The 23,671-nt window shown below is 68.1% G+C and carries 24 protein-coding genes; 4 read left to right on the plus strand and 20 right to left on the minus strand.

Annotated features, from left to right (window positions below):
• Positions 1-55: 55 nt before the first annotated feature.
• Genes murU through BIZ42_RS14210 form a run of 4 tightly spaced genes read right to left on the minus strand, consistent with a single transcriptional unit; the run spans position 56 to position 3,672 of the window.
• Positions 56-769 (minus strand): N-acetylmuramate alpha-1-phosphate uridylyltransferase MurU, encoded by a 714-nt coding sequence (gene murU, locus BIZ42_RS14195; RefSeq protein WP_070426783.1) that lies wholly within the window; start codon positions 767-769, stop codon positions 56-58.
• On the minus strand, positions 766-1,791 hold the full coding sequence (locus tag BIZ42_RS14200) for a phosphotransferase (RefSeq protein ID WP_070426784.1): 1,026 nt from the start codon (positions 1,789-1,791) through the stop codon (positions 766-768). The genes murU and BIZ42_RS14200 overlap by 4 nt, the downstream gene beginning before the upstream one ends.
• A gap of 58 nt (positions 1,792-1,849) precedes the next feature.
• Positions 1,850-2,119, minus strand: coding sequence for a GlsB/YeaQ/YmgE family stress response membrane protein (locus tag BIZ42_RS14205; protein WP_019185648.1), 270 nt, complete (start codon positions 2,117-2,119; stop codon positions 1,850-1,852).
• Between the two features lie 59 nt (positions 2,120-2,178).
• Positions 2,179-3,672, minus strand: a complete 1,494-nt coding sequence (locus BIZ42_RS14210) for a M20 family metallopeptidase (protein WP_070426785.1) — start codon at positions 3,670-3,672, stop codon at positions 2,179-2,181.
• 253 nt (positions 3,673-3,925) lie between these two features.
• Between BIZ42_RS14210 and BIZ42_RS14215 the strand changes: the two genes are divergently transcribed.
• The 4 genes from BIZ42_RS14215 (at position 3,926) to BIZ42_RS14230 (ending at position 7,040) form a co-directional block, all read left to right on the plus strand.
• Positions 3,926-4,201 carry a ComEA family DNA-binding protein gene (locus BIZ42_RS14215; protein ID WP_019185650.1) on the plus strand — a complete coding sequence of 92 codons (276 nt, stop codon included), beginning with the start codon at positions 3,926-3,928 and terminating at the stop codon, positions 4,199-4,201.
• A 394-nt stretch (positions 4,202-4,595) separates the two neighbouring features.
• Positions 4,596-5,657 (plus strand): L,D-transpeptidase, encoded by a 1,062-nt coding sequence (locus tag BIZ42_RS14220; RefSeq protein ID WP_070426786.1) that lies wholly within the window; start codon positions 4,596-4,598, stop codon positions 5,655-5,657.
• 27 nt (positions 5,658-5,684) lie between these two features.
• Positions 5,685-6,392, plus strand: coding sequence for a murein L,D-transpeptidase catalytic domain family protein (locus BIZ42_RS14225; protein ID WP_070426787.1), 708 nt, complete (start codon positions 5,685-5,687; stop codon positions 6,390-6,392).
• 36 nt (positions 6,393-6,428) lie between these two features.
• Positions 6,429-7,040 (plus strand): HutD family protein, encoded by a 612-nt coding sequence (locus BIZ42_RS14230; RefSeq protein ID WP_070426788.1) that lies wholly within the window; start codon positions 6,429-6,431, stop codon positions 7,038-7,040.
• A 17-nt stretch (positions 7,041-7,057) separates the two neighbouring features.
• Here BIZ42_RS14230 and BIZ42_RS14235 read toward each other — a convergent pair whose 3' ends face one another.
• The 16 genes from BIZ42_RS14235 to sufC all read right to left on the minus strand — a co-directional run bounded on the left by BIZ42_RS14235 (position 7,058) and on the right by sufC (position 23,663).
• Positions 7,058-8,671: a sulfite reductase subunit alpha gene (locus tag BIZ42_RS14235; RefSeq protein ID WP_070426789.1), complete on the minus strand. Its 1,614-nt coding sequence runs from the start codon at positions 8,669-8,671 to the stop codon at positions 7,058-7,060.
• Positions 8,668-9,648 (minus strand): FAD:protein FMN transferase, encoded by a 981-nt coding sequence (locus tag BIZ42_RS14240; protein WP_070426790.1) that lies wholly within the window; start codon positions 9,646-9,648, stop codon positions 8,668-8,670. Before BIZ42_RS14240 ends, BIZ42_RS14235 begins: the two co-directional genes overlap by 4 nt.
• Before the next feature lie 120 nt (positions 9,649-9,768).
• The gene (locus BIZ42_RS14245; RefSeq protein ID WP_070426791.1) at positions 9,769-10,575 is read right to left on the minus strand and encodes a DUF4198 domain-containing protein; all 807 of its coding nucleotides are present in this window, start codon (positions 10,573-10,575) and stop codon (positions 9,769-9,771) included.
• A 25-nt stretch (positions 10,576-10,600) separates the two neighbouring features.
• Positions 10,601-11,119: a DUF2271 domain-containing protein gene (locus tag BIZ42_RS14250; protein ID WP_070426792.1), complete on the minus strand. Its 519-nt coding sequence runs from the start codon at positions 11,117-11,119 to the stop codon at positions 10,601-10,603.
• A gap of 23 nt (positions 11,120-11,142) precedes the next feature.
• Positions 11,143-11,781: a PepSY-associated TM helix domain-containing protein gene (locus BIZ42_RS14255; protein ID WP_070426793.1), complete on the minus strand. Its 639-nt coding sequence runs from the start codon at positions 11,779-11,781 to the stop codon at positions 11,143-11,145.
• Positions 11,782-11,931: 150 nt separating this feature from the next.
• Positions 11,932-14,355 carry a TonB-dependent receptor gene (locus tag BIZ42_RS14260; RefSeq protein ID WP_070426794.1) on the minus strand — a complete coding sequence of 808 codons (2,424 nt, stop codon included), beginning with the start codon at positions 14,353-14,355 and terminating at the stop codon, positions 11,932-11,934.
• 140 nt (positions 14,356-14,495) lie between these two features.
• Positions 14,496-14,930 carry a hypothetical protein gene (locus tag BIZ42_RS14265; RefSeq protein WP_237393513.1) on the minus strand — a complete coding sequence of 145 codons (435 nt, stop codon included), beginning with the start codon at positions 14,928-14,930 and terminating at the stop codon, positions 14,496-14,498.
• 129 nt (positions 14,931-15,059) lie between these two features.
• Positions 15,060-15,773 (minus strand): tetratricopeptide repeat protein, encoded by a 714-nt coding sequence (locus BIZ42_RS14270; RefSeq protein WP_070426796.1) that lies wholly within the window; start codon positions 15,771-15,773, stop codon positions 15,060-15,062.
• On the minus strand, positions 15,766-16,455 hold the full coding sequence (locus BIZ42_RS14275; RefSeq protein WP_070426797.1) for a Fe2+-dependent dioxygenase: 690 nt from the start codon (positions 16,453-16,455) through the stop codon (positions 15,766-15,768). The genes BIZ42_RS14270 and BIZ42_RS14275 overlap by 8 nt, the downstream gene beginning before the upstream one ends.
• Before the next feature lie 49 nt (positions 16,456-16,504).
• The gene (locus tag BIZ42_RS14280) at positions 16,505-18,787 is read right to left on the minus strand and encodes a TonB-dependent siderophore receptor (protein WP_070426798.1); all 2,283 of its coding nucleotides are present in this window, start codon (positions 18,785-18,787) and stop codon (positions 16,505-16,507) included.
• Positions 18,788-18,934: 147 nt separating this feature from the next.
• Positions 18,935-19,321, minus strand: a complete 387-nt coding sequence (locus tag BIZ42_RS14285; protein ID WP_083279861.1) for a hypothetical protein — start codon at positions 19,319-19,321, stop codon at positions 18,935-18,937.
• Between the two features lie 89 nt (positions 19,322-19,410).
• Positions 19,411-19,743, minus strand: a complete 333-nt coding sequence (locus tag BIZ42_RS14290; protein WP_019185665.1) for a non-heme iron oxygenase ferredoxin subunit — start codon at positions 19,741-19,743, stop codon at positions 19,411-19,413.
• Positions 19,740-20,276, minus strand: a complete 537-nt coding sequence (locus BIZ42_RS14295) for a GNAT family N-acetyltransferase (protein WP_019185666.1) — start codon at positions 20,274-20,276, stop codon at positions 19,740-19,742. The genes BIZ42_RS14290 and BIZ42_RS14295 overlap by 4 nt, the downstream gene beginning before the upstream one ends.
• A 107-nt stretch (positions 20,277-20,383) precedes the next feature.
• The gene (locus tag BIZ42_RS14300; RefSeq protein ID WP_070426799.1) at positions 20,384-21,640 is read right to left on the minus strand and encodes a cysteine desulfurase; all 1,257 of its coding nucleotides are present in this window, start codon (positions 21,638-21,640) and stop codon (positions 20,384-20,386) included.
• Positions 21,637-22,899 (minus strand): Fe-S cluster assembly protein SufD, encoded by a 1,263-nt coding sequence (gene sufD, locus BIZ42_RS14305; protein WP_070426800.1) that lies wholly within the window; start codon positions 22,897-22,899, stop codon positions 21,637-21,639. The genes BIZ42_RS14300 and sufD overlap by 4 nt, the downstream gene beginning before the upstream one ends.
• On the minus strand, positions 22,899-23,663 hold the full coding sequence (gene sufC / locus BIZ42_RS14310) for a Fe-S cluster assembly ATPase SufC (RefSeq protein ID WP_019185669.1): 765 nt from the start codon (positions 23,661-23,663) through the stop codon (positions 22,899-22,901). Before sufC ends, sufD begins: the two co-directional genes overlap by 1 nt.
• Positions 23,664-23,671: the final 8 nt, after the last annotated feature.

Genomic DNA, 23,671 nt, shown 5'->3' on the forward strand with positions numbered 1-23,671 from the left:
CAGCCGACCAACGGTCGGCTCTACCACCGGGTCGCCCAAAGGGGGGCGCGGTGTTTTACCCGTGCGGGGATTGCAACTGGGCGTCCAGCTGCGCCAGACGCTCCGGCGTGCCTACGTCGGTCCATCGGCCGCGATGGTGCTGGCCGGTCACACGGCCCTGCGCCATCGCGTGGCGCAGGAGGGGGACGAGGCTGAACTGCGGCGGTGTCGCGCCGGCCCCGGTGGTGTCGCCGATCACCGCCCGCCAGCCGTCGAGGATCGCCGGGCGGTACACGCCGATACCGGCATAGGTGAGCCGCGCGCTGTCGCCGTCATCGCTGACGCGACCATCGGCGTGCAGGATGAAATCACCGCGCGGGTGCTGCGCGGGATTGTCGACCAGCACCAGATGCGCATCGCCGGCAGGCGTGCGCGGCAACGTGGCGACCTCCATATCCGTCCACACATCGCCGTTGATCACCAGGAACGGTGCCTCGCCGAGAATCGGCAGGGCATTGAGGATGCCGCCACCGGTTTCCAGCGGCACGGCGCCCTCATCGATGAAGTGCAGGCGCAGCCCCCAGCGCGCACCGTCGCCCAGCGCGGGTGCGAACTGGTCACCCAGCCAGGCGGTGTTGATCACCACCTCATCGATGCCGGCGGCAGCGAGCCGTTCCAGGTGCCACACGATCAGCGGCTTGCCCCCGGCCACCAGCAGTGGCTTGGGCGTGTGCAGGGTCAGCGGGCGCATGCGCTCGCCCTTGCCGGCCGAGAAGATCATGGCCTTCATGGGCGCGCCTGCACCGGTTCGGCGATGCGGGCCAGGGCCGGTTTGATGCGCAGCTCGAACAGGTCGTGCAGTGGGGCCAGCTCGGGATGGCGCGGCAGCACTTCATCCAGATAGCGGATGAAACGGGGTGCATCCTCGAAGTAGTGACCCTTGCCGTCGCGGTCGCGCAGGCGCACGAACAGGCCGAGAATCTTCAGGTGGCGCTGCACGCCCATCCAGTCGGCGTCGCGCAGGAACTGCGGCCACGGCCGCACCGGCAGGCCGGCGGCCAGGGCGAGCGCGTGATAGCGCGCCAACCACGCGTCGACGCGTTCGATCGGCCAGCTCAGGAACGCATCCTTGAACAGGCTGACCGGGTCGTAGGCGATCGGCCCGCGCACCAGATCCTGGAAATCCAGCACGGCCGGCCCGCCGTCGATCGGCATCAGGTTGCGCGGCATGAAATCGCGGTGGGTCAGCACCTGCGGCTGCTGCAGGGCGTTGTCCATCAGCAGGCGGTGCATGCGCTGCAGGTGCTCGATCTCGCCGCAGTCCAGTTCCAGGCCGAGGTGACGTTGCAGGAACCATTCGTCGAACAGCCCGGCATCACGCTGCAGCAGCGCCTCGCCGAAGCTGCCCATGCCCTCGGGCACCGGGATGGACTGCAGCCGGATCAGTTGCGCGAAGGCGGCATCGAACCAGGCATCGGCGTTGTCGGTGTCGATATGGCGGGCCAGCGTCGGGCCGCCCAGGTCTTCCAGCAGCAGGAAGCCGTTGTCTTCATCGCGCGCCAGTACCTGCGGCACGCGCACGCCGTTGGGCTCGAGCAGGTCGTGCATGCGCAGCCACGGGCGCACATCCTCCAGCCCGGGCGGGGAATCCATCACGATGTGGCTGCCGCGCGCGCTGGTGGCGCGCCAGTAGCTGCGGAAACCGGCATCGACCGACGCACGGTCAAGCGCGGTGGCCGGGTCGCCGAGGGCGGCGCAGGTCCACTGCCGGCGGTGTTCGGCGCGCAGCGGATCGGAAGCGGGATCGTTCATGGACGGGTACGTCGAAGCGGCGCCGGACGGCGCGCGGGAAGAAAGAAGAGGGCGATGCTCAGCGCTTGCTGCTGAACAGCCGCAGCACGGCCAGGACCGCGACCGCACCCAGGATCGCGCCGATGAAACCGGCCGGCTCGCCGCGGGCATACCAGCCCATGTACTGGCCGAACCAGCCGGCCAGCAGCGCGCCGACGATGCCGAGCACGATGGTCAGCAGGCAGCCCATGCGGTTGTTGCCCGGCATGAAGAAACGCCCGAGCAGACCGACGACGAAGCCGACCAGGATGATGTAGAGCCAGCTGGTGCTGCCAAACAGTCCGTTCATGCCAAATGCGTCAGTAGAGGTGGACGCAGCCTAGCAAGGCCGGGCTGCGTCCGCCAACGTCAGCAGCAGCCGTGGCCGCCGTGACGGGTACCGCTGTCGGCGGCGACCGGCGAACCGCTGGTCTCGCCACGCAGGCTGGCCGCGTAATGCTCGCTGATCACCTTGGACACGCACGAGGTCACGCGCTTGCCCATCGGGATGTGCAGGAACTCGTTCGGGCCGTGTGCGTTGGAGTGCGGGCCGAGCACGCCGGTGATCATGAACTGCGCGCCCGGGAACTTCTCGCCGAGCATGCCCATGAACGGGATCGAGCCGCCTTCGCCCATGTACATCGCCGGCTTGCTGAAGAAGGTCTGGCTGGCATCGTCGATCGCCTGGGTCAGCCACGGCGCCATGGCCGGGGCGTTCCAGCCGCTGGAGGCCTTCTCCAGGTCCAGCTTCACTTCGGCGCCGTTCGGCGGATCGCGCAGCAGCGCTTCCTTGAGCAGCTCGCCGCAGGCCTTGCCGTCGGCGGTCGGGGGCAGGCGCAGCGACAGCTTCACCGCGGTATGCGGGCGCAGCACGTTGCCGGCCGAGGCGAGCGGCGGCAGGCCGTCCACACCGGTGACCGACAGCGCCGGGCGCCAGGTGCGGTTGAGCACCAGTTCGGCCAGGTCATCGTTCATCGGGCGCAGGCCGTCGACCATCGGGAATTTCTCGAAGATGGCGGTGTCCACCACTTCAGCGGCGCGCTTGGCCTGTTCCTGGCGCTCGGCCGGGATCTCGACATTCATGCCGTCGATCAGGATGCGGCCGGTGTTCTCGTCCTCGATGCGCGAGATCAGCTGGCGCAGCAGGCGGAAGCTGGACGGGATTACGCCGGAGGCATCGCCGGAATGCACGCCTTCGTTGAGCACCTTGACCGAGAAGTTGCCGCCGGTCAGGCCACGCAGCGAGGTGGTGCACCACAGCTGGTCGTAGTTGGCGCAGCCCGAATCCAGGCACACCACCAGCGACGGCTTGCCGATGCGCTCGGCCAGGTGATCAACGTAGGCGGGCAGGTCGTAGCTGCCGGATTCTTCGCAGGCTTCGATCAGGATCACGCAGCGCGCGTGCGGCAGGCCCTGTTCCTGCAGCGCCAGCACGGCGGCCAGCGAACCGAACATCGCGTAGCCGTCATCGGCGCCGCCGCGGCCGTACAGTTTGTCGCCGCGCAGGACCGGGATCCACGGGCCCAGGTCATCGTCCCAGCCGGTCATTTCCGGCTGCTTGTCCAGATGGCCGTACAGCAGGATGGTGTCGTCGCCGGTCTCGGCGCCGGAGGCCGGAATTTCCAGCAGCAGCAGCGGGGTGCGGCCTTCCAGGCGCACGACCTCGACGGTCAGGCCGGGCAGATTCTGGGCCTTGGCCCAGGTTTCCATCAGGGTGACGGCCTGTTCCATGTAGCCGTTGGCGACCCAATCGGCGTCGAACATCGGCGATTTGTTGGGGATACGGATGTAATCGACCAATTGCGGGACGATCTCGTTGTCCCACTTTTCACTGACGAATTGGCCGAGCTTGGCGCTGTCCATCTGAACTCCGGAGTGCTTTTGACAAGTTCGTCCATTCTACGCCTGCGCTGGGGTAGGTATTTCCCTACATCACGTCGGGTGTTAGGCCTGCTGTGTGAAGGCGCCGTGGACGATAGGCTGTGTGTATGTGGCGAGGGACGCTGGAACCTTCGACAGGATTGCCGGCAGGGGCCGGTTCCGAGCCACAAGGAGCTACACAGTGGGACCTTGGTTTTCGTGCAGGGCGCTGGTGCTGGGACTGCTGTTGAGCGGAATGGCCTTCGCGGCCGATCGGATCAACATCAATACGGCGGATGCGTCGACGCTGCAGCAGGGATTGGCGAACGTGGGCCCGATGAAGGCCGAAGCGATCGTCGCGTACCGGCGACAACACGGCCCCTTCGAACACGTCGAGGATCTGGCGCGGGTGAAGGGGATAGGGACAGCTACCGTCGAACGGAATCGACAACGGATGACCACCGGGGCCAGGCAGGCGCCGGTCCAGGCACCGCCCAGGAGGGCAGCGCCGGCCACCGTACCAAGGCGCTGAACAACAGGACACGTCGGGACGGGCAGGATGCCGGTCACTGGCTGCCACGGCAGGATGCCGCGGTGGCACCGACCGCTGCAGGGAGGCGGCACGCACGGAGGCGGCGCGGACCCACCAGGACGGTGGCATCCAGACCCCGGGAAGGGCTGAGATGGCGGAAGCATATACGGCCGAGTGCATGGAGCATGGCCGGCACCCAGACTGCGCAGGACGCACAGGGGGAAGGCGGGATGCCGACAAGGATGTATCGATTGCCCGGTCTGCACACGGAGGTGTGGCCGGGCAATTACTGTTTGGGGCGAACGAAATACGACGCGTGGCCGCCCGTGGTTTTCGCGAACGCATGGCGGCACTTCGTGTAGCGTGGCGGCATCTCTTCGAATGGATGCACGACATGGCAGTACGCAGCACGCTGTTGAGTCTGGCGCTCGGGACGCTGTTGGCGACCGGGATGCTTCCCGCCACCGCCGCCAACACTGCGCCGACGGCCAACAAGACGACCGAGGCCCCGCGTGGCCCGACCGATCTCAAGCCCGGCGAGTTCCTCTGGCATCCGGAGATCTCCCCGTCCGGCCCGATCGTGCTGGTGGTCAGCCTCGATGAGCAGCGTGCCTACGTGTACCGCAACGGCATCGCGATCGGCATGAGCACGATCAGCTCGGGCAAAGCCGGGCACGAAACCCCGACCGGTGTGTTCACGATCCTGCAGAAGGACAAGGACCACAAATCCAACCTCTACAACAGCGCGCCGATGCCGTACATGCAGCGCCTGACCTGGGACGGCATCGCGCTGCACGGCGGCAGCCTGCCCGGGCATCCGGCCTCGCACGGCTGCGTGCGGTTGCCGCAGGCGTTCGCGCAGAAGCTGTTCGGCGAGACCCATCGCGGCGATACCGTGGTGGTGGCCGATGCCAAGAGCGCGCCGATGACGCTGGCCTATCCGGCCGTGCTGGCCCCGGTCAGCAGCACCGGCAAGCCGCTGGTGGAGAGCACCGACGCACCCGCGCACTACTGGAACGATGCGGCCGCACCGGCCGGCCAGGTCGGCATCCTCGTCAGCCTGCACGACCAGCGCCTGTACGTGCTGCGCGATGGCGTGCTGATCGGCGAGTCGCGGCTGGAAGCCAAGGCGCTGCCGGCCTTCGAGGGGACCACCCTGTTCGTGATGGGCCAGGGCTACCAGGACAACCCCAGCCCGCTGGACCCGCACCGCCCGCTGCACCGCTGGACCGCGTATCCGCTGCTGGGCCAGACCGCCGCCAATGCGACGCCGGACCTGCTCGCCACGCCGAGCCTGCCGATGGCGCTGCCGCCGGAATTCGCCGAACAGCTGTACAGCGTGCTGGTGCCAGGCACCACGCTGCTGGTGACCAGCCTGCCGGCGGTACGCCCGGTGGCCGATGAACAGAACCTGCAGCCTGTCTTGGAATCCGACGCCGGTGGGTCCACTTTGTAAGGGTTGCCTCCGCCTGGTGAGCTGCCCATGCCCGTTGTGAAATTGCTGCCTGCTGCGTTCTGTGGCCTGATCGCGTCCGCCACGGCGGGCGCGGCCAGCCCTGCGCCGGCGCCGACCGGCAGCCCGGTGCAGATGGCCGAGATGCTGGCCAAGGCCGCCCCTGCGGCGGACAAGCACGTCCTGCAGCTGGCGGCGCGCGCGATGCGCTGTGCGTTGCGCCGGCCGGAGCTCGGCGTCGACCCGGGCAAGTTGAGCGTGATCGATTACTCGCGGCCGTCGACCGAACCGCGCATGTGGATTTTCGATCTGACCCGCCAGCGGCTGCTGTTCGAGGAGTGGGTTGCGCATGGGCGCAACAGCGGTGACAACCGCACCCAGCATTTCTCCAACAAGGACGGCAGCTTCATGTCCAGCCTCGGCGCGTTCACGGCCAAGGAAACCTATATGGGCGGCAACGGCTATTCGCTGCGGCTGGAAGGGCTGGAACCCGGCTTCAACGACCATGCCCGCGACCGCGCGATCGTCATCCACGGCGCGCCGTACGTGAACCCGGCGATCGCACGGCTGCAGGGTCGCCTGGGCCGCAGCCTGGGCTGCCCGGCGGTGCGGTTGTCGGTGGCGCGGCCGCTGATCGACAGCCTGCGCGGCGGCACGATGGTGTTCGCGTACTACCCGGACAAGGACTGGCTGGCGCGTTCGCGGCTGCTGGAACCCGATTGCGGCGGCATGTCCTGACAGGACTGCCCACCTCGGCTCAGGCACACTAGGGCCATGTCCACCGATACCGTCCTGAGCGCGGCCAGCCGCGTCATTCCCGCTTTCGAGTACCGCCGCGAACGCTGGCGCAATGGCCTGGGCTGGACCCGCGAAATCCTGCGCGTGCCCGACACCGACGATTGGCAGGTGCGCCTGTCGATCGCCGAGATCGAGCAGGACGCCGCGTTCTCGGCGTTTCCGGGCATCGAGCGCGAACTGGTGCTGCTGCGTGGCGAGGGCCTGCGCTTGCGTTTCGACGATGGCGCGCTGCACACGCTGATGCCGCCGCACGACCGGCTGCGGTTTGCCGGCGAAGCGCAGGTGATCGGCGAACTGGTGGACGGGGTGACCCACGATTTCAATCTGATGTGGCGGCGCGATGCGGTCCAGGCCGAGCTGCTGCATCGGCCATTGGTCGGCAGCATGTTCTTTTTCACCGAACCCGAGGCGGCCTGGGCGATCCATCTGCTTGCCGGCCAGGCCGAATTTGAAGGGGAGCCGTTGTTGGCACCGCTGGCCGCCGGTGATACCGCGTGGTTGGCGGCCGGCGAGCGCCGCCGCTTCGCGTTGCACGGCGGCGGGGAGTTGTTGGCTATCCGCGTGAGTGCGGGTGGCAGCAAGACCTGATCGGCCGTAGGTAACCCTCAGTACACGTCGCGCCGGTAGCGCCCGGCCACGATCAGCGCTTCTTTGCCGTCGCGGCCCAGCGCCTGCTCGATCACCGCATCCACCGCCGGCGCCATGCCCTGCAGGCTGCCGCAGACCAGGATCGTGGCACCGTCGTGCACCCACTGCTGCAGCGTGTGGATCTGCGCCTGCAGCCGGTCCTGCACGTAGTGATGCTCACCACCGTCGCGACTGAACACTGTATCCAGACGTGCGATCCAGCCGTCGCGCTGCCAGGCGCGCAGGTCGTCGCCGAAGAAGAAATCGTGCGCGGCCGTACGCTCGCCGAACAGCAGCCAGTTGCGGCGCGCGCCGGCGCTGATCCGCTCGCGCAGGTGCGCGCGCAGGCCGGCGATGCCGGTGCCGTTGCCGATCAGGATCAGCGGCGTTGCCGCCGCCACACCATGGAAGTTCGGGTTGCTGCGGAAGCGCAGATCGATGCGCCCGTCGAGCGCAGCGTGATCGCACAGCCAGCCACTGCCCAGGCCCGGCGTGCCATCGGGCCGCAGCTGGCGGCGCAGCAGCAGCTGCACCTGGCCTTCGGCGGGCAGGGTGGCGATGGAGTATTCCCGGTGCGGCAGGGGACGCAACGCGGCGACCACGGCATCTGGGTCGGCAAGCGCCGCCATCTCCTCTGCACCGGGCAGATGCGCGCGCGAAAGATGCGCACGCAGCGTCTGCCCATCGATGAACGTGTCGCCCGCCCAGGGCGTCTTGCGCAGCCAGGCTTCGACGTCCGCCGGTGCATGCTGCGGCCCGATCTCGACCACGTCGCCGGCCTGCCAGACCGGCAGGGTGCCATCGGCAGGCACCAGGGTGATCCGGTAGGTCGGTGCGCCCGGGCTGCCCGGATTTTCCAGATGCCGCGCCTGCAGTTGCCAGGGCAGATACTCGGCCGGCGTCCAGTCCGGCAGCTCGGTGGCCTCGCCGCCAAGCTGGCCGAGCAGCTGCTGCCAGTGGCGCAGCGCACCGGGATCGGCATTGTCCACTTCAACCGTATCGAACAGCGGGTGCGCACCACGCTGGCGCAGCCACGCGTCGAGCTGGTGGCCGAAGGCGCAGAAATGGCCATAGCTGCGATCGCCCAGGGCCAGCACGCCGTACTGCAGGTGGGGCAGTGCGGGCGCCTGCGGCATCACCTTGCGCAGGAAGGGCAGGGCATGATCCGGTGCATCGCCCTCGCCGGTGGTGCTGACCACGAACAGCACCTGCGCGCTGCGCTGCAGAAGCTCGGCCGTCACCGCATGCAGCGCACGGATGCGCACTGGCAGCCCGGCAGCGCGCAATGCCTCTGCGCTGCGGTCGCACAGCTGCTGTGCGAAGCCGGTCTGGCTGGCCCAGACCAGCAGGATCGGTGCGGGCCCGTTGTCGGCCACGCGCGCCTGGCGGGGTCGTCCACGCCACCAGATGAGGGTGCAGAACGCGGCATAGAGCACCAGGCTCCCCGCTGCCCAGCGCCAATGCGCGGCCAACGGTGCGGCTGGCCACCAGGCGTCGCCCAGATGCAGGCGCAGCAGCGCCCAGGCAATGACGCCCAGCAGCACCATCACCATCAGGTTGCCCAGCCACGCACGCGAGGGGCGCAGGCTCATGCCGCGCCCACGCGGTCGTCGGCAAGCAACTGCTCGAATGCAGGACTCATGGATTCCTCGCTACCGTGCGCGCCACGGCCGACAAAGCGTGCGGCCAGCGCATGGGTGCGCGCAAATGCCATGCCCTCGTCCCTGCCCATCACTGTCAGCGCCGTGGCCCAGGCGTCGGCCTGCATGGCGCTGTCGGCAACCACGGTGACGGCCGCCGCAGCGCGCGTGACCGGCGCACCGATGCGCGGATCCAGCGTGTGGCTGAACTGCTCGCCGCCCTGCTCGAAGTGGTGCCAGCGATCACCGGAGGTGGCGACCGCGCGGTCCGTCAGTGCCAGCACGCGCGGCGGATAGGTGGCCTGCGCGTCTTCCTCCGGTGCCGATTCCACCAGCACGCGCCACGGCTGGCCATCGGGCTTGTGACCAAACCCGTGCAGCTCGCCGCCAACCTCCACCAATGCGGCGTGTACCCCGTTCTGGCGCAGCCACGCACTGACCTGATCGACCCCAAAGCCCTTGGCGATCGCCGACAGATCCAGTGCCAGTCCGCCGGGTTGCAGCAGGCGACCGGGCTGCCACTGCAGGCGTTCCCAGCCACAGCGCGCGCGCGTTGCCGCCAGCGTGTCGGCATCGGGAATCCGCCGGGCCTGCGCCTGCGCCCCGAACCCCCACAGCGCCACCAGCGGGCCTACGGTGGGATCGAAGGCGCCGCCGCTGCGCTGCGCGATCTCCAGCGCACACTGCATCACCGTATCGAACAACGGCGGCAGCACCTGCCATTCACCGGCGGAGGCACGGTTGAAGCGCGCGATATCGCTGTCGGCTTCCCACGTGCTCATCTGCGCCACGATGGCATCGAGCTGCGCCTGGATGCCGGCATGCAACGGGTGCAGGTCGCGGGTGCGCGCCACGGCCAGTTTTACCTGCCAGGTGGTGCCCATGGTGTGGCCACCGAGGTGGGCGATGTCGAAATCCGGGTTGGTCATGGGGGTGGGCAGGTCGGGCCTTGGTAAGCCCGATGGCCGGAATGCGTCGGGTGAAAAGCCCCCGTCAGGTCGGCGGGGGCGGGTGGGGAGGACGGCGCGCGCACAGCACGCCGGATGCCGTTACTCCGGCAGCACTTCCAGCGTGGCCACGTAGCTCAGGCGACGCTTCTTGGCTTCCTTGATCGAGGTCTTGCTGTCCTCGGTGCCGGTTTCCAGCCAGTACATGCCCGCTTCCGGCCAGGTGACGGCGAACTCGCCCTTGGCATCGGTGCTGACCTTGATCTCCTCCTGCGCGTTGCGGTACCGGGTGCCGCCGCGCGTGATCTCGAATTCAAGGCCGGCGGTCGGCTTGCCATCGACCAGCACGCGGAAACTTGCGGCCTCACCGGCGACCAGATCGTTCGGATGGGCGAGCGCGATCATCTCGATGCCCTGGTTGGTCGGCTTCAGCGCGGTGTCGTTCGGGCTACCGTTGGTGACGAAGGTTTCCACGCGACCGACCGACTGCGAGACCTGCAGGTTCCTCGCGTTTTTCGGGACTTCGGTGGCGAAGGTGGCCGGGGTGCCGCGCCAGCGCTTGGGCTTGCCGTCTTCTTCCCAGCTGGCCGACAGGCCGTTGTTGATCGTGGCCAGGCGGTAGGTGCCCTGCTGAATCAGCTCGACATCGAACACACTGCGGAACTTGCCGGTCGCCGCGTTCTGCGGCTGCACGGTGCTGCCGTCGGGCGCGGTGATGACCAGGTTGTCCAGGCGCAGCGGCACATGGTTGAAGTAGAACAGGTCGTTGGAGACCGCCGCATCGACGGTGATCCACGGGTTGGTACCCGCGGTCACGGTCTGCGAAGGCTGCAGCCAGGCTTTGTGGGCCAGGGCGGAGAACGGAAGTGCGGCGGCCATGGCGGCGGCGAGGACGAGCGTGCGCTTCATCGAAAAACTCCAGGTGGATGGGGGGTCAGGGCTTGGCGGTCAGGGTGACCAGGCCGAGTTCGGTCGCACCCTGCGCCTTGCCCGACTGTGCGGAGGTGACCGGCCAGGTGAAGGGGATCTTGAGCAGTTCGCGGCCGCCGACTTCGCGCACCGCTTCCACCACGAGGGTGTAGTTGCCCGGTGCCAGCGCCTTGAGCGCGGGCTGCTTGTCGTTGAACGAGAGCGCGTGCTTGCCGACCGGACGCGTCGGGCCGGTCACGCCGTCCACCGGCACCTCCAGCGTGCGGCCGCTCTTGCGCCACCACTGGCGCAGGTCGGGCAACCACTTGGTGCCATGGCCTTCGGCGTTGCCGGTCTGCTGGTACCAGACCGAAAGGTTGGCGGCGACCTTCTGGTCGGCGCCTTCCAGCCACACGGCCACATACGGGCGGTGATACTCGGCCACGTTGAGCTTGGGCACCTCGACGTTGATGTCCAGGGTGGTGGCATAGGCCGGCGAGGTGGCCAGCAGGCCGCTCAGGGCGATGGTCAGGGTGACGCGCATGGTGCGGCTCCGGAAGGGGACGGTCAGTGGATGAGGATCAGGGCGATCAGCAGCGGGATCAGCAGGCCCAGGCCGACCAGCGGCCAGGTCATGCGGCGCTGGCGGGCATGCAGGTGCAGCAGGAACAGGCCGGTGATGCAGAACACCAGGCAGGCCACGGCGAAGATATCCAGGAACCAGCCCCAGGCAGGCCCGGCATTGCGCCCTTTGTGCAGATCGTTGAAATAGGAGACCCAGCCGCGGGCGGTGGATTCGTACTCCACCTCGCCCGTTTCACGGTCGATGCTCAGCCATGCGTCCGCGCCTGGGCTGGGCATGGAGAGATAGATTTCGCCATCGGACCATTCGGCCGGGCGACGCCCGATCGAGATGCCGAGCTGTGCATCCAGCCAGCGGCTGGCCACGCGGGGGATCGGTGCCTTGCCATCGGTGCGGTTGCCCAGCTTGCCGAGCAGGTCGGCAGGCAGTTCCAGCTGGCGGCTGACCACCTCCGGCGTGGCTTCGATCCGGGAGGCGTGGTTCAAGGTGATGCCGGTCGCGGCGAACAGCAGCATGCCGATCAGGCACACCGCCGAGCTGATCCAGTGCCACTGGTGCAGCGTGCGCAGCCAGAAGCCGCGGCGTTGTTGTTGCACGCTGGAAGAGGGAGCGCTGGTGGCCACGGTCGGAAGAGAGAGTACTGAGGGGCGAATTACACCATTGATGAGAATGATTCGCAATTTGTAGACAAAGAAGGCAGCGGTCCCTTGCCGGACCGCTGCCCGAGGTCAAGACCGGGCGCGGCGTCACTACGGACGCCGCGCCGGTGTGCCTCAGAACTTGGCGTTCAACGAGATCCAGTAACTGCGCCGCTGGTCCTTGGTGGAATAGTCATCCACGCAGTCGTATTCGCTGTCGCTGATCAGCACGCAGGACTGCGACACGAAGTCCTTGTCGAACAGGTTGTTGACCCGCGCGTTGACGGTCAGCCAGTTGTTGATGTCCCAGCTGCCGCCGAGGTGGAAGATCGTGTAGTCCTCGTAATAGCGGGTCTGCGAGCTGCTGACGCCGCCGACATTGCTGACCAGCGTGTCGCGGTAGCGGTCGTAGCGGCCTTCGCCGATCAGCGACAGGCTCACCGCCTCGCTGATCTGCCAGTTCAGGCTGGCATTGGCCATGTGCCTGGCCGGGTTGCCGGTGATCGGCAGGCCCTTGCCGGTGCCGCTGGTCTGCTCGCTCTTGGTCCAGGTGTAGTTGCCGCGCAACTGCAGGTTGTCCAGCAGATCTACCTGGGCCGCCGCTTCGACGCCGCGGGTTTCGGCCTTGTCGATGTTCACGCTCTGCCCGAAGGTGCTGTAGCCCAGCTCGGCCCAGCCCGGGCCGATGTCCACGCAATAGCTGCCATCGTTGGGGGCCACTTCGCAGTTGGCGAAGGTGCCGCCGCTGGCGATCTTGTCATCGAACTTGTTGAGGAAGCCGGTGACGTTGAAGCCCCAGCGATCGCCTTCGTAGTACGCGGCGATTTCGTAGTTGGTGCTGGTCTCCGGCTTCAGGTTGGGCGAGCCGACCAGCGGGGTCACGCCCTGGCCACCGAAGCCGACGATGCCGGGGAACAACTGGTCCGGGCGGGGTGTCTTGTAGCCGGTGCTGACGCCGCCCTTGAGGGTCCAGGCATCGTTGGCGTTCCACACCAGGTAAGCGCGCGGGCTGACGTGGCTGCCGAAGATGTTGTGGTCGTCATAGCGCACGCCGACGGTCGCGGTCAGGCTGTCGGTCAGCGACCAGTTGTCCTCGGCGAACAGCGCCCACATGCGGTGCTGCTGCTTCACGTTGTCTTTGTAGCCGGCGCCATCCATGCCGAACACGCCGTCGACCATGTCGGTGTCGTTGTACTGGCCGCCCACGGTCAGCTTGTGCGCACCGAAGGTGAGGTCGAGCATCGTGTCCAGCACGTTGCCCTTCAGCTCCATGGTGCGCAGCGGGCGTGGCAGGAAGGCCTGCAGGCGCGCCATCTCGGCCGGGTTGAGCGCGCCCAGTCCGTTGCGTGCACCGGCCGCGCAGTTGGCGGCGGCGCCGGTGCGGCGGCAGACATCATTCCACAGCGTCTGCAGATCGGCGCGTTCGTCCAGCGTCAGCGGCAGCGAGCGGCCGAGGTTGTTGCTGGTGATGTGGGTCAGGGTGGTCTGCCAGGTACCGAATTCATAACGGCCCTGATGGGTCAGCGCCAGCTGGTCGCGCTCGTAACGCTGGTAGGCGGTGTAGCCCACGCGCGGCTGCACCACGCGGCGGGTGACGTTGCCGGGGCCGTTCGGGTTGGGGATCGTGGCATTGCCCACGCGCCACAGGCTGGCCAGGCTGTCCAGGGTGCCGGTCTGGCCTTCACTGTTGTCGTACTTCTGGCGCGACACGTCGTAATCCAGCCACAGCTCGTGGTCGTCATTGACGATGAAGTTCAGGCGCATGCCCGCGTTCCAGTTCGTGTTGGCCACCGCCTTGCCACCGGCACCGAAGCCAATGCTGCGCGACCACATCGTGCCGTCCGGCAGCGGCAGGTCATCCCATTCCGGGTTGGAGGCCTTGGCGTCGTAATAGCTGCCGCGCACTGACATGCCCAGACGGTCCTTGACCAGCGGGCCGCTGAGGTAGACATCGGTGCTGCGCGCGTCACCGAACTGGTCGTCCTGCTGCACCGTAAAGCCCTGGGTGACCGCGCCATGCCACTCGGTCTGGTTGCGACGGGTGATGATGTTGATCACCCCGCCCATGGCATCGGAGCCATACAGCGTGGACATCGGGCCGCGCACCACTTCAATGCGTTCGATCGCATCCAGCGGCGGCATGTACGAGAACTGGCCACCGCCGAAGTTGTTCGGGTACAGGTTGCCGGCGTTGCTCTGGCGGCGACCGTCGATCAGCACCAGGGTGTAGTCCGAGGGCATGCCGCGCATGGAGATGGTGGCGCGGCCGTTCTTGTCGGTCGGTTCCATGCCCACGTCGATGCCTTCCACGTCGCGCAGCGCATCCACCAGGCTGGTGTAGGGGCGCTTGCTCAACTCTTCGCGGCTGATCACGCTGATGCTGGCCGGGGCATCGGCGATCTTCTGTTCGAAGCCGGCGGCGGTGACCACTACCTTGTCCAGCGTGGTCGGAGCGGCGGCGTCGCCGTGGGCGAAGGCCGGGGCGCTCAGCGCACCGAGCAGGGCGAGGGACAGGGTGCAGCGGGACAGGGACGTGCGACGACGATGGCGCTGGGCCATGGGGGCAACCTCGGAAAGGAGAAAACGGACGCGACGTGGCAGGCCGCAGGGCGGCAGCACGCGCAGGAATCAGGAACGCCCGGGGCGGGCGGAACGCGCAGGACCGGAGGCGGGCACGGTGGCGCCGCCGAAGGTCGGCATCAGCCCTGCGGTGGGGCTTGGCCGCGCTGGACGCGCAGGCCGGGTGCGGCAGGCAGCGGCGTGGCCGGTGCCGAGTCAATGGCCGGTACGACCCGCGGCGGCTGTGCCACCAGTGTGGCCATCAGCGAATCCAGCGATTCCACCACCGGCGGCAATGCGGGCGGCAGCGGTGGCGCCGGGGCAGGGCGCACGCTGGCCACTCGGCGTGGCTTGGCGGGGGCTTCTTCCTGTGCGGTCTCACCACCGCCGGCCGGGTGCTCGCCCATTGGCATCTGCAGGACCATCACGGTGCTGCCCGGGGCGGCCCGTTCCAGCACGGGCAGGCCGGCCAGCAGCAGCGACAGCAGGCCAAGCCACGCCAGCACGCTCGACAACGCCTGCTGCCGCCCGCGCATGGCGGGAGCAAAGCTGCGGTGGCGGTGTGGATGGCGCAAGGCGGGCCCCTGTGAACGGCCAGTCGATCAGCCGACCAGCAACGCGGCGGGATTGTAGGTGAGATTCGTTAGCGGACGCAAATGAGAATGATTAATGATTTCGGTCCCTGCGCGCCCCGAACGCAGGAATCAGCTGGCCAGTGCCCGGATCGCGGGATGCGGAGAGGCCGCCAAGCTGGGGCGCACGTGAGCCAGAAACGACGCGCTCCCGTGCGCAAGCGCGCGCCGTAGCCAGTCCGCCGCACCGTCGATATCACCGGCGGCGAGCAACAGGGAGGCATGGCTGGCCTGCCCGCGGAAGTCACCGGCCTCGGCCGAACGCCGATACCAGGCCGGTGCCGCACCCGGATCGGCCGGCACACCGATGCCGTCTTCCAGACAGCGGCCGACCAGGTTCATCGATTTGGCATGGCCCAGCCGTGCCGCGCGCAGGTACAGCGCGAATGCGGCGGCGTCATCGCGCGGCACGCCGCGGCCGGTGCCGAGCAGGTTGGCCAGGTTGTACAGGCCCCAGTCCAACTCGGCATCCGCTGCCTTGCGGTACCAGACCGCGGCCAGTGCCAGGTTGATCGGCGTCCCGGTGCCGAGTTCGTGGCAGCGGCCGAGCATGTTCATGGCGAGGGGTAGACCACCGTTGGCGGCGCGCTCGAACCAGAGCACGGCCGCCGCCGCATCGGGCGCGATCCCGCGCCCTTCCATCCGGGCCTGCCCGAGCAGGAACTGCGCCTGTGGGTCGCCGCGCTGCGCGGTCGCTTCCAGCGCGGCGAGCGCGGCGGCCGGATCGTGCTGCAACTGGTCGGCCAGTGCTGCCACGTCGAACGCGGGCGGGGCCGGCTCAGACATCGGCCCACTGCCGCAGCAGGTTGTGATACACGCCGGTGAGATTCACCAGCGCAGGGTGTTCGGGGTGGTCATGGGTGAGGCGGCGGATCGAGACATCCAGGTCCCACATCAGGCGCCGCTGGCCGTCATCACGCAGCATGCTCTGGATCCAGAAGAACGAGGCCAGTCGCGTGCCGGCGGTGACGGGGGTGACCTGGTGCAGGCTGGTGCCCGGGTACAGCACCATGTGGCCCGCCGGCAGTTTCACCCGCTGGTTGCCGTAGGTGTCTTCGATCACCAGCTCGCCACCCTCGTACTCATCCGGGTCGCTCAGGAACAACGTGGCCGACAGGTCGGTGCGCACCGGCTGCGGCTGGCCGGGGGCGGTGTAGTCGTAGCGCACGGCGTTGTCCACATGGAACCCGAAGGTCTGCCCCGGCTGATAGCAGTTGAACAGCGGCGGGAAAATGCGACGCGGCAGCGCCGCCGAGAAGAACGTGCTGTTGCGGCCGAGTGCATCGAGGATGGCCGAGCCGACCGCACGCGCGGCCGGATCGGACTCGGGCAACTGCAGGTTGTGCTTGGCCTGCGCGGACTGGTAACCCGCGGTCAGGCGGCCGTCGGTCCAGCCGGCCGTGGCCAGCTGCTGGCGGGCCTGGGTGACCTGCTCGGCGGTGAGGACGTCGAGAATGTGCAGCAGCATGGTGGGCTCCAGCCCCTCCCGCACGAGCGCGCGGGAGGGGGCGTATCGCTTAGAACTTGAAATTGAAGGCCAACGTGGCCGAGCGGCCCGGCGCGATGGCGGCGTAATGCGAAGCGTACGCCTTGGTGAAGTAGGTTTTGTTGGTCAGGTTCTGCACGTTCAACTGCAGGCTGTAGCGCTCGCTGAAGGCATAGCCGGCCATCGCATCCCAACGGGTGTAGGACGGCACCCACTTGGTGTTGTTGACGTTGCCGTAGACCTTGTCCACGTAGTTGGCACCGGCGCCCAGGCTCAGGCCCGGCACGAACGACGGCGCCCACGTGGTCCACAGGCTGGCGCTGTGCTTGGCGGTGTTGGGGAACGCGTTGCCGTTGAACGGCGATGGCACGTAGACCCCGTTCACCAGCGCAAAGCCGTTGTCCTCGACCACGGCATCCAGGTAGGTGTAACCACCGAAGACCTGCCACCCCTCCATGATCGTGCCGCTGAAGCCGAGTTCGGCGCCCTTGACCTTCTTGGTGCCGGCGTTCTGCGTGGTGCCCGCATCGCTGGTCACGCGCGCGTTGCTCATCTCGGTCTGGAAGATCGCACCGGTCAGCGACAGGCGGGCATCGAACAGGTCCCACTTGGTGCCCAGCTCGATGTTGCGGCTGCGCTGCGGCTTGAGATCCTGGATGGTCGCGCTGATGCCGTCGGCGCCATCACCGCCGTCCACGCCGACCGGGGTGGAGGAGGTACCCCAGGAGACGTAGATGCTGCCGTTCTCCATCGGCTTGAACACCAGGCCGGCCTGGCCGTTCCAGAACGAGGTGTCGTTGCGCAGATGCTGCACGTTCGCCGCGGCCGTCGGGTTGAACTGATGGGTGTTGTAGTCGTCGAAGCGCGCGCCCAGGTTCAGCATCCACTGCTCGCTGAAGCTGATCGTGTCGAACACGTAGGCCGACTTGGTGCGCGTGGTCTGGCGCACGTCGCGGGCCGGGTCGCTGCGGGTGACCGTGTGCGTGGCCGACCACGGATCGTGCGGGTTCGGGTTGGTGAGGTCGGTGCAGTTGTAGCCGGTGGCCGCGCCGGTGGTCGGGCAGCTCTGGTTGCCGGTCAGCGGGTTGTTGGTGCCTGCGGTGGTCTGGCCATTGGGGCGGCGCACATCGGCGATCGCGTAGGTGCCACGCACGGTCTTTTCGCTGCTGTATTCCACGCCGGCGTTGAAACTGTGGCGCAGCGGACCAGTCTCCAGTTCACCCGTCACACTGGTCTGGTTGACGAAGCTGTCGGTCTGCGTGGCGCGCGCGTTGGTGCGGCGCCAGACGGTGCCGAACAGGTTCGGATTGCCCTTGCTGTCGTCCGGCTGGGTCCACAGGTAATCGTTGCTGGTGTCCCCGTAGCGGGTGATGTTGCGCAGGACGATGCCGCCGAAATCATGCGACAGGTTCAAGGTGGTGATGTCCGCCTTGGTCTTCTGGAAATCGCGGTCGACCAGGCCGTAGAACGCGTCGCGGTTGGTCACGATCGGGCTGCCGTCGCCATTGAGCGCCAGGTTGGGGCCGCTGGTGAACGGGTTGTTGTACGGGAAGCCGCCGGCATCGGGCAGGTCGTCGGTTTCCATGTGGTAGTGGCTGATCACCGCCTGGGTCGGGCCGTTCAGACCGAACGCCAGCGACGGCGCGATACCCCAGCGGCTGCTGTTCACTTCATCGCGCCCGGCCACGTCGGCCTCGTGCTTCATGATGTTCACGCGGGCGGCGATGCCGTCGCCGATCACCTGGTTGGCATCGAGCGTGCCGCGGTAGTAGCTGTCCGTGCCGGCGGCCAGGGTGCCGGCCACGAAGTTCTCCAGCTTGGGCGTCTTGCTGACCAGGCTGATGGTGCCGCCGGCTGAACCGCGGCCGGAGTAGGCCGAGCTCGGGCCTTTGACCACGTCGATCTGCTCGATGGCGAACACTTCACGGGTCTGGCTGCCGGCGTCGCGGATGCCATCGACGTAGATGTCCGAGGCCGAATCGAAGCCGCGGATGAAGGGACGGTCACCGGTCGGGTTGCCGCCTTCGCCGGCGCCGAAGGTGATGCCCGGCACGGTGCGCAGTGCATCGAGCAAGGTGGTGGCGGCGGTCTGTTCGATCACCTGCTGGGAGATCACGCTGACCGACTTGGGCGTATCCAGCAGCGGCGCGGTGAATTTGGACGATTGCGCACGCACGCGCTCGCCGTGGACGTCGACGCCATCCAGTTCGGTGGCGCGCTGCGGATCGGCAGCGTCGGCCTCGGCATGGGCGATGGCGGGGGCGGCGATGGCCAGCAGCAGGGCGGACGACAACGGAGTCGGGCGGACGGTCATGGTGATTCCTGGCAGGACGGACGAAGGCCGGACAGCGTGTGGCGGTCACGGCGGAGCGGAGGCAGGTGGGGAAAACGGGCAGACGGCCCACGGCGGCGCGATGGCGCGGGCGTGGGCGGGCAGCGACGCGCAGCGTCGCCGCCGGAATCAGGCGTGGGGCGGGGCGTGGCCGGGGTTGAGCCGCAGCGAAGGTTCCAGCCGCTGCCAGCGCAGCGCGTCGGACGGCCACAGCGGGACGACCGCGACCCAGGGCGTGCGGCGCAGCTGGGTCAGTACCGCCGGCGGGCTGGGCTCGGGGTCGGCACCGGTCTCCGCCGCCAGGGTCGGCTCGGCAGGAAGCTCCGGTGCAGGCGTGGACGGCGCCGATGCCTGGCGCGCGCTGTCGGCGCCCAGCAGGCCCGCGGTGTGCGCCGCCGCCGGCGCCGGCCCGGCGTTACCGGCGCCGCCGGCCGTCAGCCAGCCGCAGGCCAGCAGCACCACGCAGAACGTGGCCCACAGGGCGGCGAGACCAAGGGCGGAGCGGTTGGCGGACACGGCTTACCGGGCAGAAGCGGCCGGGTGGCCGCAATGCCTATGGTAATAGGAACAATTCGCGTTTTCAAAACGCCCGCGTTCAGGCCGGCTCAGTCGCGGTCGTCGCGGGCCCAGACGGCGTCGTGTTCCCGCTTGACCGGGAACTTCGCTACCGGCGAATAGGCCGGCGCGCAGAGGGCAGCGCCGTCACGCACGTCGAAACGGGCCCCGTGCAGGACGCACTCGATGCTGCCCTCGCCGGTATCGAAGGTGCCCGAGGACAGTTCGAACTCATCGTGGGTGCACTGGTCTTCGAGTGCGTACAGTTCCCCGTCCAGGTTGAACACCACGATCGGCGTCCCGGTCACTTCGTCGAAGGTGCTCTTCATCTCGCCGGGGAGCAGCTCGGCGCTGGCGCAGACGAAGGTCCAGGTCTCGCTCATGCCGGCACCGCCAGCGGTTTTTCCAGGATCTCGAAGCGCAGATCGTCGCGCTTGGGAATGCCGAAACGCTCATCCCCATACGGGAAGGGCTTCTTGATGCCGGTGCGCTGGTAGCCGCGGCGCTCGTAGAAGGCGATCAGCTCGTCGCGGACGTCGATCACCGTCATCTGCATGACCGGCACGCCCCACTCGCGCGCCGCGTGGGCCTCGGCGGCGAGCATCAGCTGCTTGCCGATGCCGCCGCCCTGCTGGGACGGGTCGACCGAGAACATGCCGAAGTAGCCCTTGCCGTGGTCATCGGCCACGTGCGCGCAGGCCAGCAGCTGGCCATCGCGCTCGGCCAGCAGGATGGTCGAGCGTGGCTTGGCGAGGTCGGCCTGCAGGCCGTCGGCATCGATGCGGGCGCCGTCCAGCAGGTCGGCCTCGGTGGTCCAGCCGGCCCGGCTGGCATCGCCACGGTAGGCGGAGGTGACCAGGGCGATCAGGGCGGGGATGTCGGCGGCAGTGGCCGCGCGGAAGGTCAGGGTGCTCATGCCGCCATTTTAGGCCCGCAGGGGGCGCTACGGAAATGTGCGGGGCGCGCCATGAAAAACGCCGTGGCAGGCCACGGCGTTCGAGTGGGGCGCAGTCTGGCGCGGGCTCAGCCCAGCAGCCTGCGCACCTTGTTGAGCGCCACGATGAAGCGCTCGATTTCCTCATGCGTGTTGTAGAACGCCAGCGAGGCACGGCAGGTGGCGGCGACGCCGTAGTACTGCAGCAGCGGGTGCGCGCAGTGCTGGCCCGAGCGGACCGCGACGCCTTCCAGGTCGAGCAGGGTGGCCAGATCGTGCGAGTGCGCGCCGTCCACCAGGAAGGAGACCACCGCCGCCTTGTCCGGCGTGGTGCCGAAGATGCGCAGGCCGTCGATCCTGTTCAGCTCTTCGGTGAAGTGCGCCAGCAGTTCGCTTTCGCGGGCTTCCACGTGCTCCAGGCCCAGCGACTCGAGGTAATCCACCGCCACGCCCAGGCCGATGAAGCCGGCGATGTTCGGGGTGCCGGCTTCGAACTTGTGCGGGGCGTCGTTGAACACGGTGCCTTCGAAGCTCACTTCCTTGATCATCTCGCCCCCGCCGAGGAACGGCGGCATGGCATCAAGGTGTTCGCGCCTGGCCCACAGGGCGCCGGTGCCGGTCGGGCCGCACATCTTGTGGCCGGTGATGGCGTAGAAGTCGCAGCCGATCGCGGGGATGTCGACCTTGCGGTGCGGCACGGCCTGCGAGCCGTCCACCACGGTGATGATGCCGCGCTTGCGGGCCTCGCGGCAGATTTCGCGGACCGGGTTGACCGTGCCCAGCACGTTGGAGACATGGGCGACGGCGAGCAGCTTGACCTCGGGGGTCATCGCCGCGCGCAGCGCGTCCAGGTCCAATGCGCCCTCCGGGGTGATCTCGGCCACGCGGATCGTCGCGCCCGTGCGCTGGGCGACCAGCTGCCACGGCACGATGTTGGCATGGTGCTCCATGCGCGAGACGAGGATGACATCACCGGCCTTGAGCCGCGGCAACGCCCACGAATACGCGACCAGATTGATCGCGAAGGTGGTGCCACTGCACAGCACCAGCTCGCTGGCACGGACGTTGAGAAAACGCGCCAGCTTGCTGCGTGCGCCCTCGTAGGCATCGGTGGCCTCGGTGCCGAGCGCATGCACCGCGCGGCTGACGTTGGCGTTGTAGCGGCGGTAGAACTCGTCCACCGCGCCGATCACCTGCACCGGCTTCTGGCCGGTGTTGGCGTTGTCGAAGTACACCAGCGGCTTGCCGTGCACTTCGCGCATCAACAGCGGGAAGTCCAGGCGCACGCGATCCCAGTCGGGCGCGGTGCCGGTATCGGCGGCCGGGCGCGGCGTGGACAGGTTCATGCCACGCCCGCCACGGCCAGCGCACGGCTGAGCTGGGCGGTGAGCTGCTCGGTCAGGCGTGCGTCGAGGACGTTCAACGGTTCATGGCAGAACGCGGCGCTCAGCAGTTGCTGCGCGCGATCGGCCGGCAAGCCGCGCGAGCGCAGGTAGAACAGCGCGTTGGCGTCGAGCTGGCCAACCGTGGCGCCATGTGCCGCCTTTACTTCGTCGGCATCGATCACCAGCGTGGGCTGGGTATCGATCTCGGCATCGGCCGACAGCAGCAGGTTCTTGTTGGAGAGGTTGGCGTCGGTGCCATCGGCGCCTTCGCGGATGTGGATGCCGCCGTGGAAGACCACGCGGCTGCGGTTGGCGGCGACGCCACGCCAGACCATTTCCGAGGCGGTATCGCGCGCGATGTGCTCGATGCCCAGGCGCGTATCGACATGGCGGCGGCCATTGCCGAGCAGCACACCGTTGGCGGTCAGCTGGGCGTTGTCGCCTTCCAGGCGGACGTTGAGCTCATGGCGGCTCAGCGCCCCACCCAGCTCCAGGTCCACGCGGCGGTACTGCGCGTTGCGGGCCAGCATGGCGTCGGTGCGCAGCAGCGAGGTGGCGCGGGTGGCATCGGCCTGCACGCGGGCGTGCGAGAGCACGGCATCCTGCGCGAGGTGGACGTGCACCAGGGTGTTGTCCAGGTGCGCGGCATCACCGACATGCAGGTGATGCTCGACCACGCCCAGCGCGGCACCGCTGCGCAGTTCGATCAGGTGGCGATGGTGCCAGGACAGATCGGTCTCGCCGGCCACGCTGATGAAGACCAGCTGCAGCGGCGCCTCGACCTGCACGCCTTCTCCCACGCGCAGCAGCACGCCTTCATCGGCGAGTGCAGCGTTGAGACGGGCGAATACTTCCTCGCTGCGCTCGAAGCGACGGCCAAGGAAACGGCCGGCTTCATCGCCGGCGGCCAGCGCCGAGGACAGCGTGGCCAGCTGCACACCGGCCGGCACCGCCGCGACATCGCTGAGCGCGCCAGACGGGCGGCCATTGACGAACACCAGCCGCGGCGACGGGATGTCGGCCAGCAGGGCGGCATCGACCACGGCCGGGGCGAGCGGGGCGGGCTGGAAGCTGCGACGCTCCAGCTGGCGCAGCGACGTGTATTTCCAGGCTTCGGTACGCGGGCCGGGCAGACCGGCCTGCAGCGCGGCATCCAGCTCGGCGCGACGTGCATCGCTGCCGCAGAAGCCGCTGGCGAGGGAATCGAGCAGGGCGCTCATCAGACCGCTGCCTCCGGCACCACGCGGTCCTTCAGGAAGTGGTAGCCGTGGGCTTCCAGTTCCAGGGCCAGTTCCGGGCCGCCGCTCTGCACGATCCTGCCATCGGCCAGCACGTGCACCACGTCCGGCTTGATGTAATCGAGCAGGCGCTGGTAATGGGTGATCACGATGAAGGAACGGTCCGGCGAACGCAGCGCGTTGACGCCGTCGGCCACGCTCTTGAGCGCATCGATGTCCAGGCCGGAGTCGGTTTCATCCAGGATCGCCAGCTTCGGCTCGAGCACGGCCAGCTGGAAGATCTCGTTGCGCTTCTTCTCGCCACCGGAGAAGCCTTCGTTGACGCCGCGGTGCAGCAGTTCGTCCTTCAGGTGCAGCACGGCCAGCTTCTGGCGCACCAGCTTGAGGAACTGCATCGAATCCAGTTCTTCCTCGCCGCGCGCCTTGCGCTGGGCGTTGAGCGCGGCGCGCAGGAAGTAGGTGTTGTTCACGCCCGGGATTTCCACCGGGTACTGGAAAGCAAGGAACAGGCCGGCGGCCGCGCGTTCTTCCGGCGCCAGCTCGAGCAGGTCACGGCCTTCGAACTGCACGCTGCCTTCGCTCACGTCATAGCCGTCGCGGCCGGCCAGGACATTGCCCAGGGTGGACTTGCCGGCGCCGTTGGGGCCCATGATGGCGTGCACCTGGCCGGGCTTCACGTCGAGCGAGAGGCCCTTGAGAATCTCTTTTTCGCCGATGCGTGCGTGGAGGTTGTCGATCTTCAACATGTCGATAA

The organism is Stenotrophomonas sp. LM091 (assembly GCF_001806305.1).
Classification (GTDB): Bacteria; Pseudomonadota; Gammaproteobacteria; order Xanthomonadales; family Xanthomonadaceae; genus Stenotrophomonas; species Stenotrophomonas bentonitica_A.

What these genes read in the sequence shown, in the direction of transcription:
- murU (WP_070426783.1), bottom strand. Translation starts at nt 769, where the DNA reads ATGAAGGCCATGATCTTCTCGGCCGGCAAGGGCGAGCGCATGCGCCCG.
- sufD (WP_070426800.1), bottom strand. Translation starts at nt 22,899, where the DNA reads ATGAGCGCCCTGCTCGATTCCCTCGCCAGCGGCTTCTGCGGCAGCGAT.
- BIZ42_RS14270 (WP_070426796.1), bottom strand. Translation starts at nt 15,773, where the DNA reads ATGTCTGAGCCGGCCCCGCCCGCGTTCGACGTGGCAGCACTGGCCGAC.
- BIZ42_RS14295 (WP_019185666.1), bottom strand. Translation starts at nt 20,276, where the DNA reads ATGAGCACCCTGACCTTCCGCGCGGCCACTGCCGCCGACATCCCCGCC.
- BIZ42_RS14280 (WP_070426798.1), bottom strand. Translation starts at nt 18,787, where the DNA reads ATGACCGTCCGCCCGACTCCGTTGTCGTCCGCCCTGCTGCTGGCCATC.
- BIZ42_RS14210 (WP_070426785.1), bottom strand. Translation starts at nt 3,672, where the DNA reads ATGGACAGCGCCAAGCTCGGCCAATTCGTCAGTGAAAAGTGGGACAAC.
- BIZ42_RS14235 (WP_070426789.1), bottom strand. Translation starts at nt 8,671, where the DNA reads ATGAGCCTGCGCCCCTCGCGTGCGTGGCTGGGCAACCTGATGGTGATG.
- BIZ42_RS14225 (WP_070426787.1), top strand. Translation starts at nt 5,685, where the DNA reads ATGCCCGTTGTGAAATTGCTGCCTGCTGCGTTCTGTGGCCTGATCGCG.
- BIZ42_RS14220 (WP_070426786.1), top strand. Translation starts at nt 4,596, where the DNA reads ATGGCAGTACGCAGCACGCTGTTGAGTCTGGCGCTCGGGACGCTGTTG.
- BIZ42_RS14290 (WP_019185665.1), bottom strand. Translation starts at nt 19,743, where the DNA reads ATGAGCGAGACCTGGACCTTCGTCTGCGCCAGCGCCGAGCTGCTCCCC.
- BIZ42_RS14215 (WP_019185650.1), top strand. Translation starts at nt 3,926, where the DNA reads ATGGCCTTCGCGGCCGATCGGATCAACATCAATACGGCGGATGCGTCG.
- BIZ42_RS14240 (WP_070426790.1), bottom strand. Translation starts at nt 9,648, where the DNA reads ATGACCAACCCGGATTTCGACATCGCCCACCTCGGTGGCCACACCATG.
- BIZ42_RS14205 (WP_019185648.1), bottom strand. Translation starts at nt 2,119, where the DNA reads ATGAACGGACTGTTTGGCAGCACCAGCTGGCTCTACATCATCCTGGTC.
- BIZ42_RS14230 (WP_070426788.1), top strand. Translation starts at nt 6,429, where the DNA reads ATGTCCACCGATACCGTCCTGAGCGCGGCCAGCCGCGTCATTCCCGCT.
- BIZ42_RS14245 (WP_070426791.1), bottom strand. Translation starts at nt 10,575, where the DNA reads ATGAAGCGCACGCTCGTCCTCGCCGCCGCCATGGCCGCCGCACTTCCG.
- BIZ42_RS14200 (WP_070426784.1), bottom strand. Translation starts at nt 1,791, where the DNA reads ATGAACGATCCCGCTTCCGATCCGCTGCGCGCCGAACACCGCCGGCAG.
- BIZ42_RS14300 (WP_070426799.1), bottom strand. Translation starts at nt 21,640, where the DNA reads ATGAACCTGTCCACGCCGCGCCCGGCCGCCGATACCGGCACCGCGCCC.
- BIZ42_RS14260 (WP_070426794.1), bottom strand. Translation starts at nt 14,355, where the DNA reads ATGGCCCAGCGCCATCGTCGTCGCACGTCCCTGTCCCGCTGCACCCTG.
- sufC (WP_019185669.1), bottom strand. Translation starts at nt 23,663, where the DNA reads ATGTTGAAGATCGACAACCTCCACGCACGCATCGGCGAAAAAGAGATT.
- BIZ42_RS14275 (WP_070426797.1), bottom strand. Translation starts at nt 16,455, where the DNA reads ATGCTGCTGCACATTCTCGACGTCCTCACCGCCGAGCAGGTCACCCAG.
- BIZ42_RS14250 (WP_070426792.1), bottom strand. Translation starts at nt 11,119, where the DNA reads ATGCGCGTCACCCTGACCATCGCCCTGAGCGGCCTGCTGGCCACCTCG.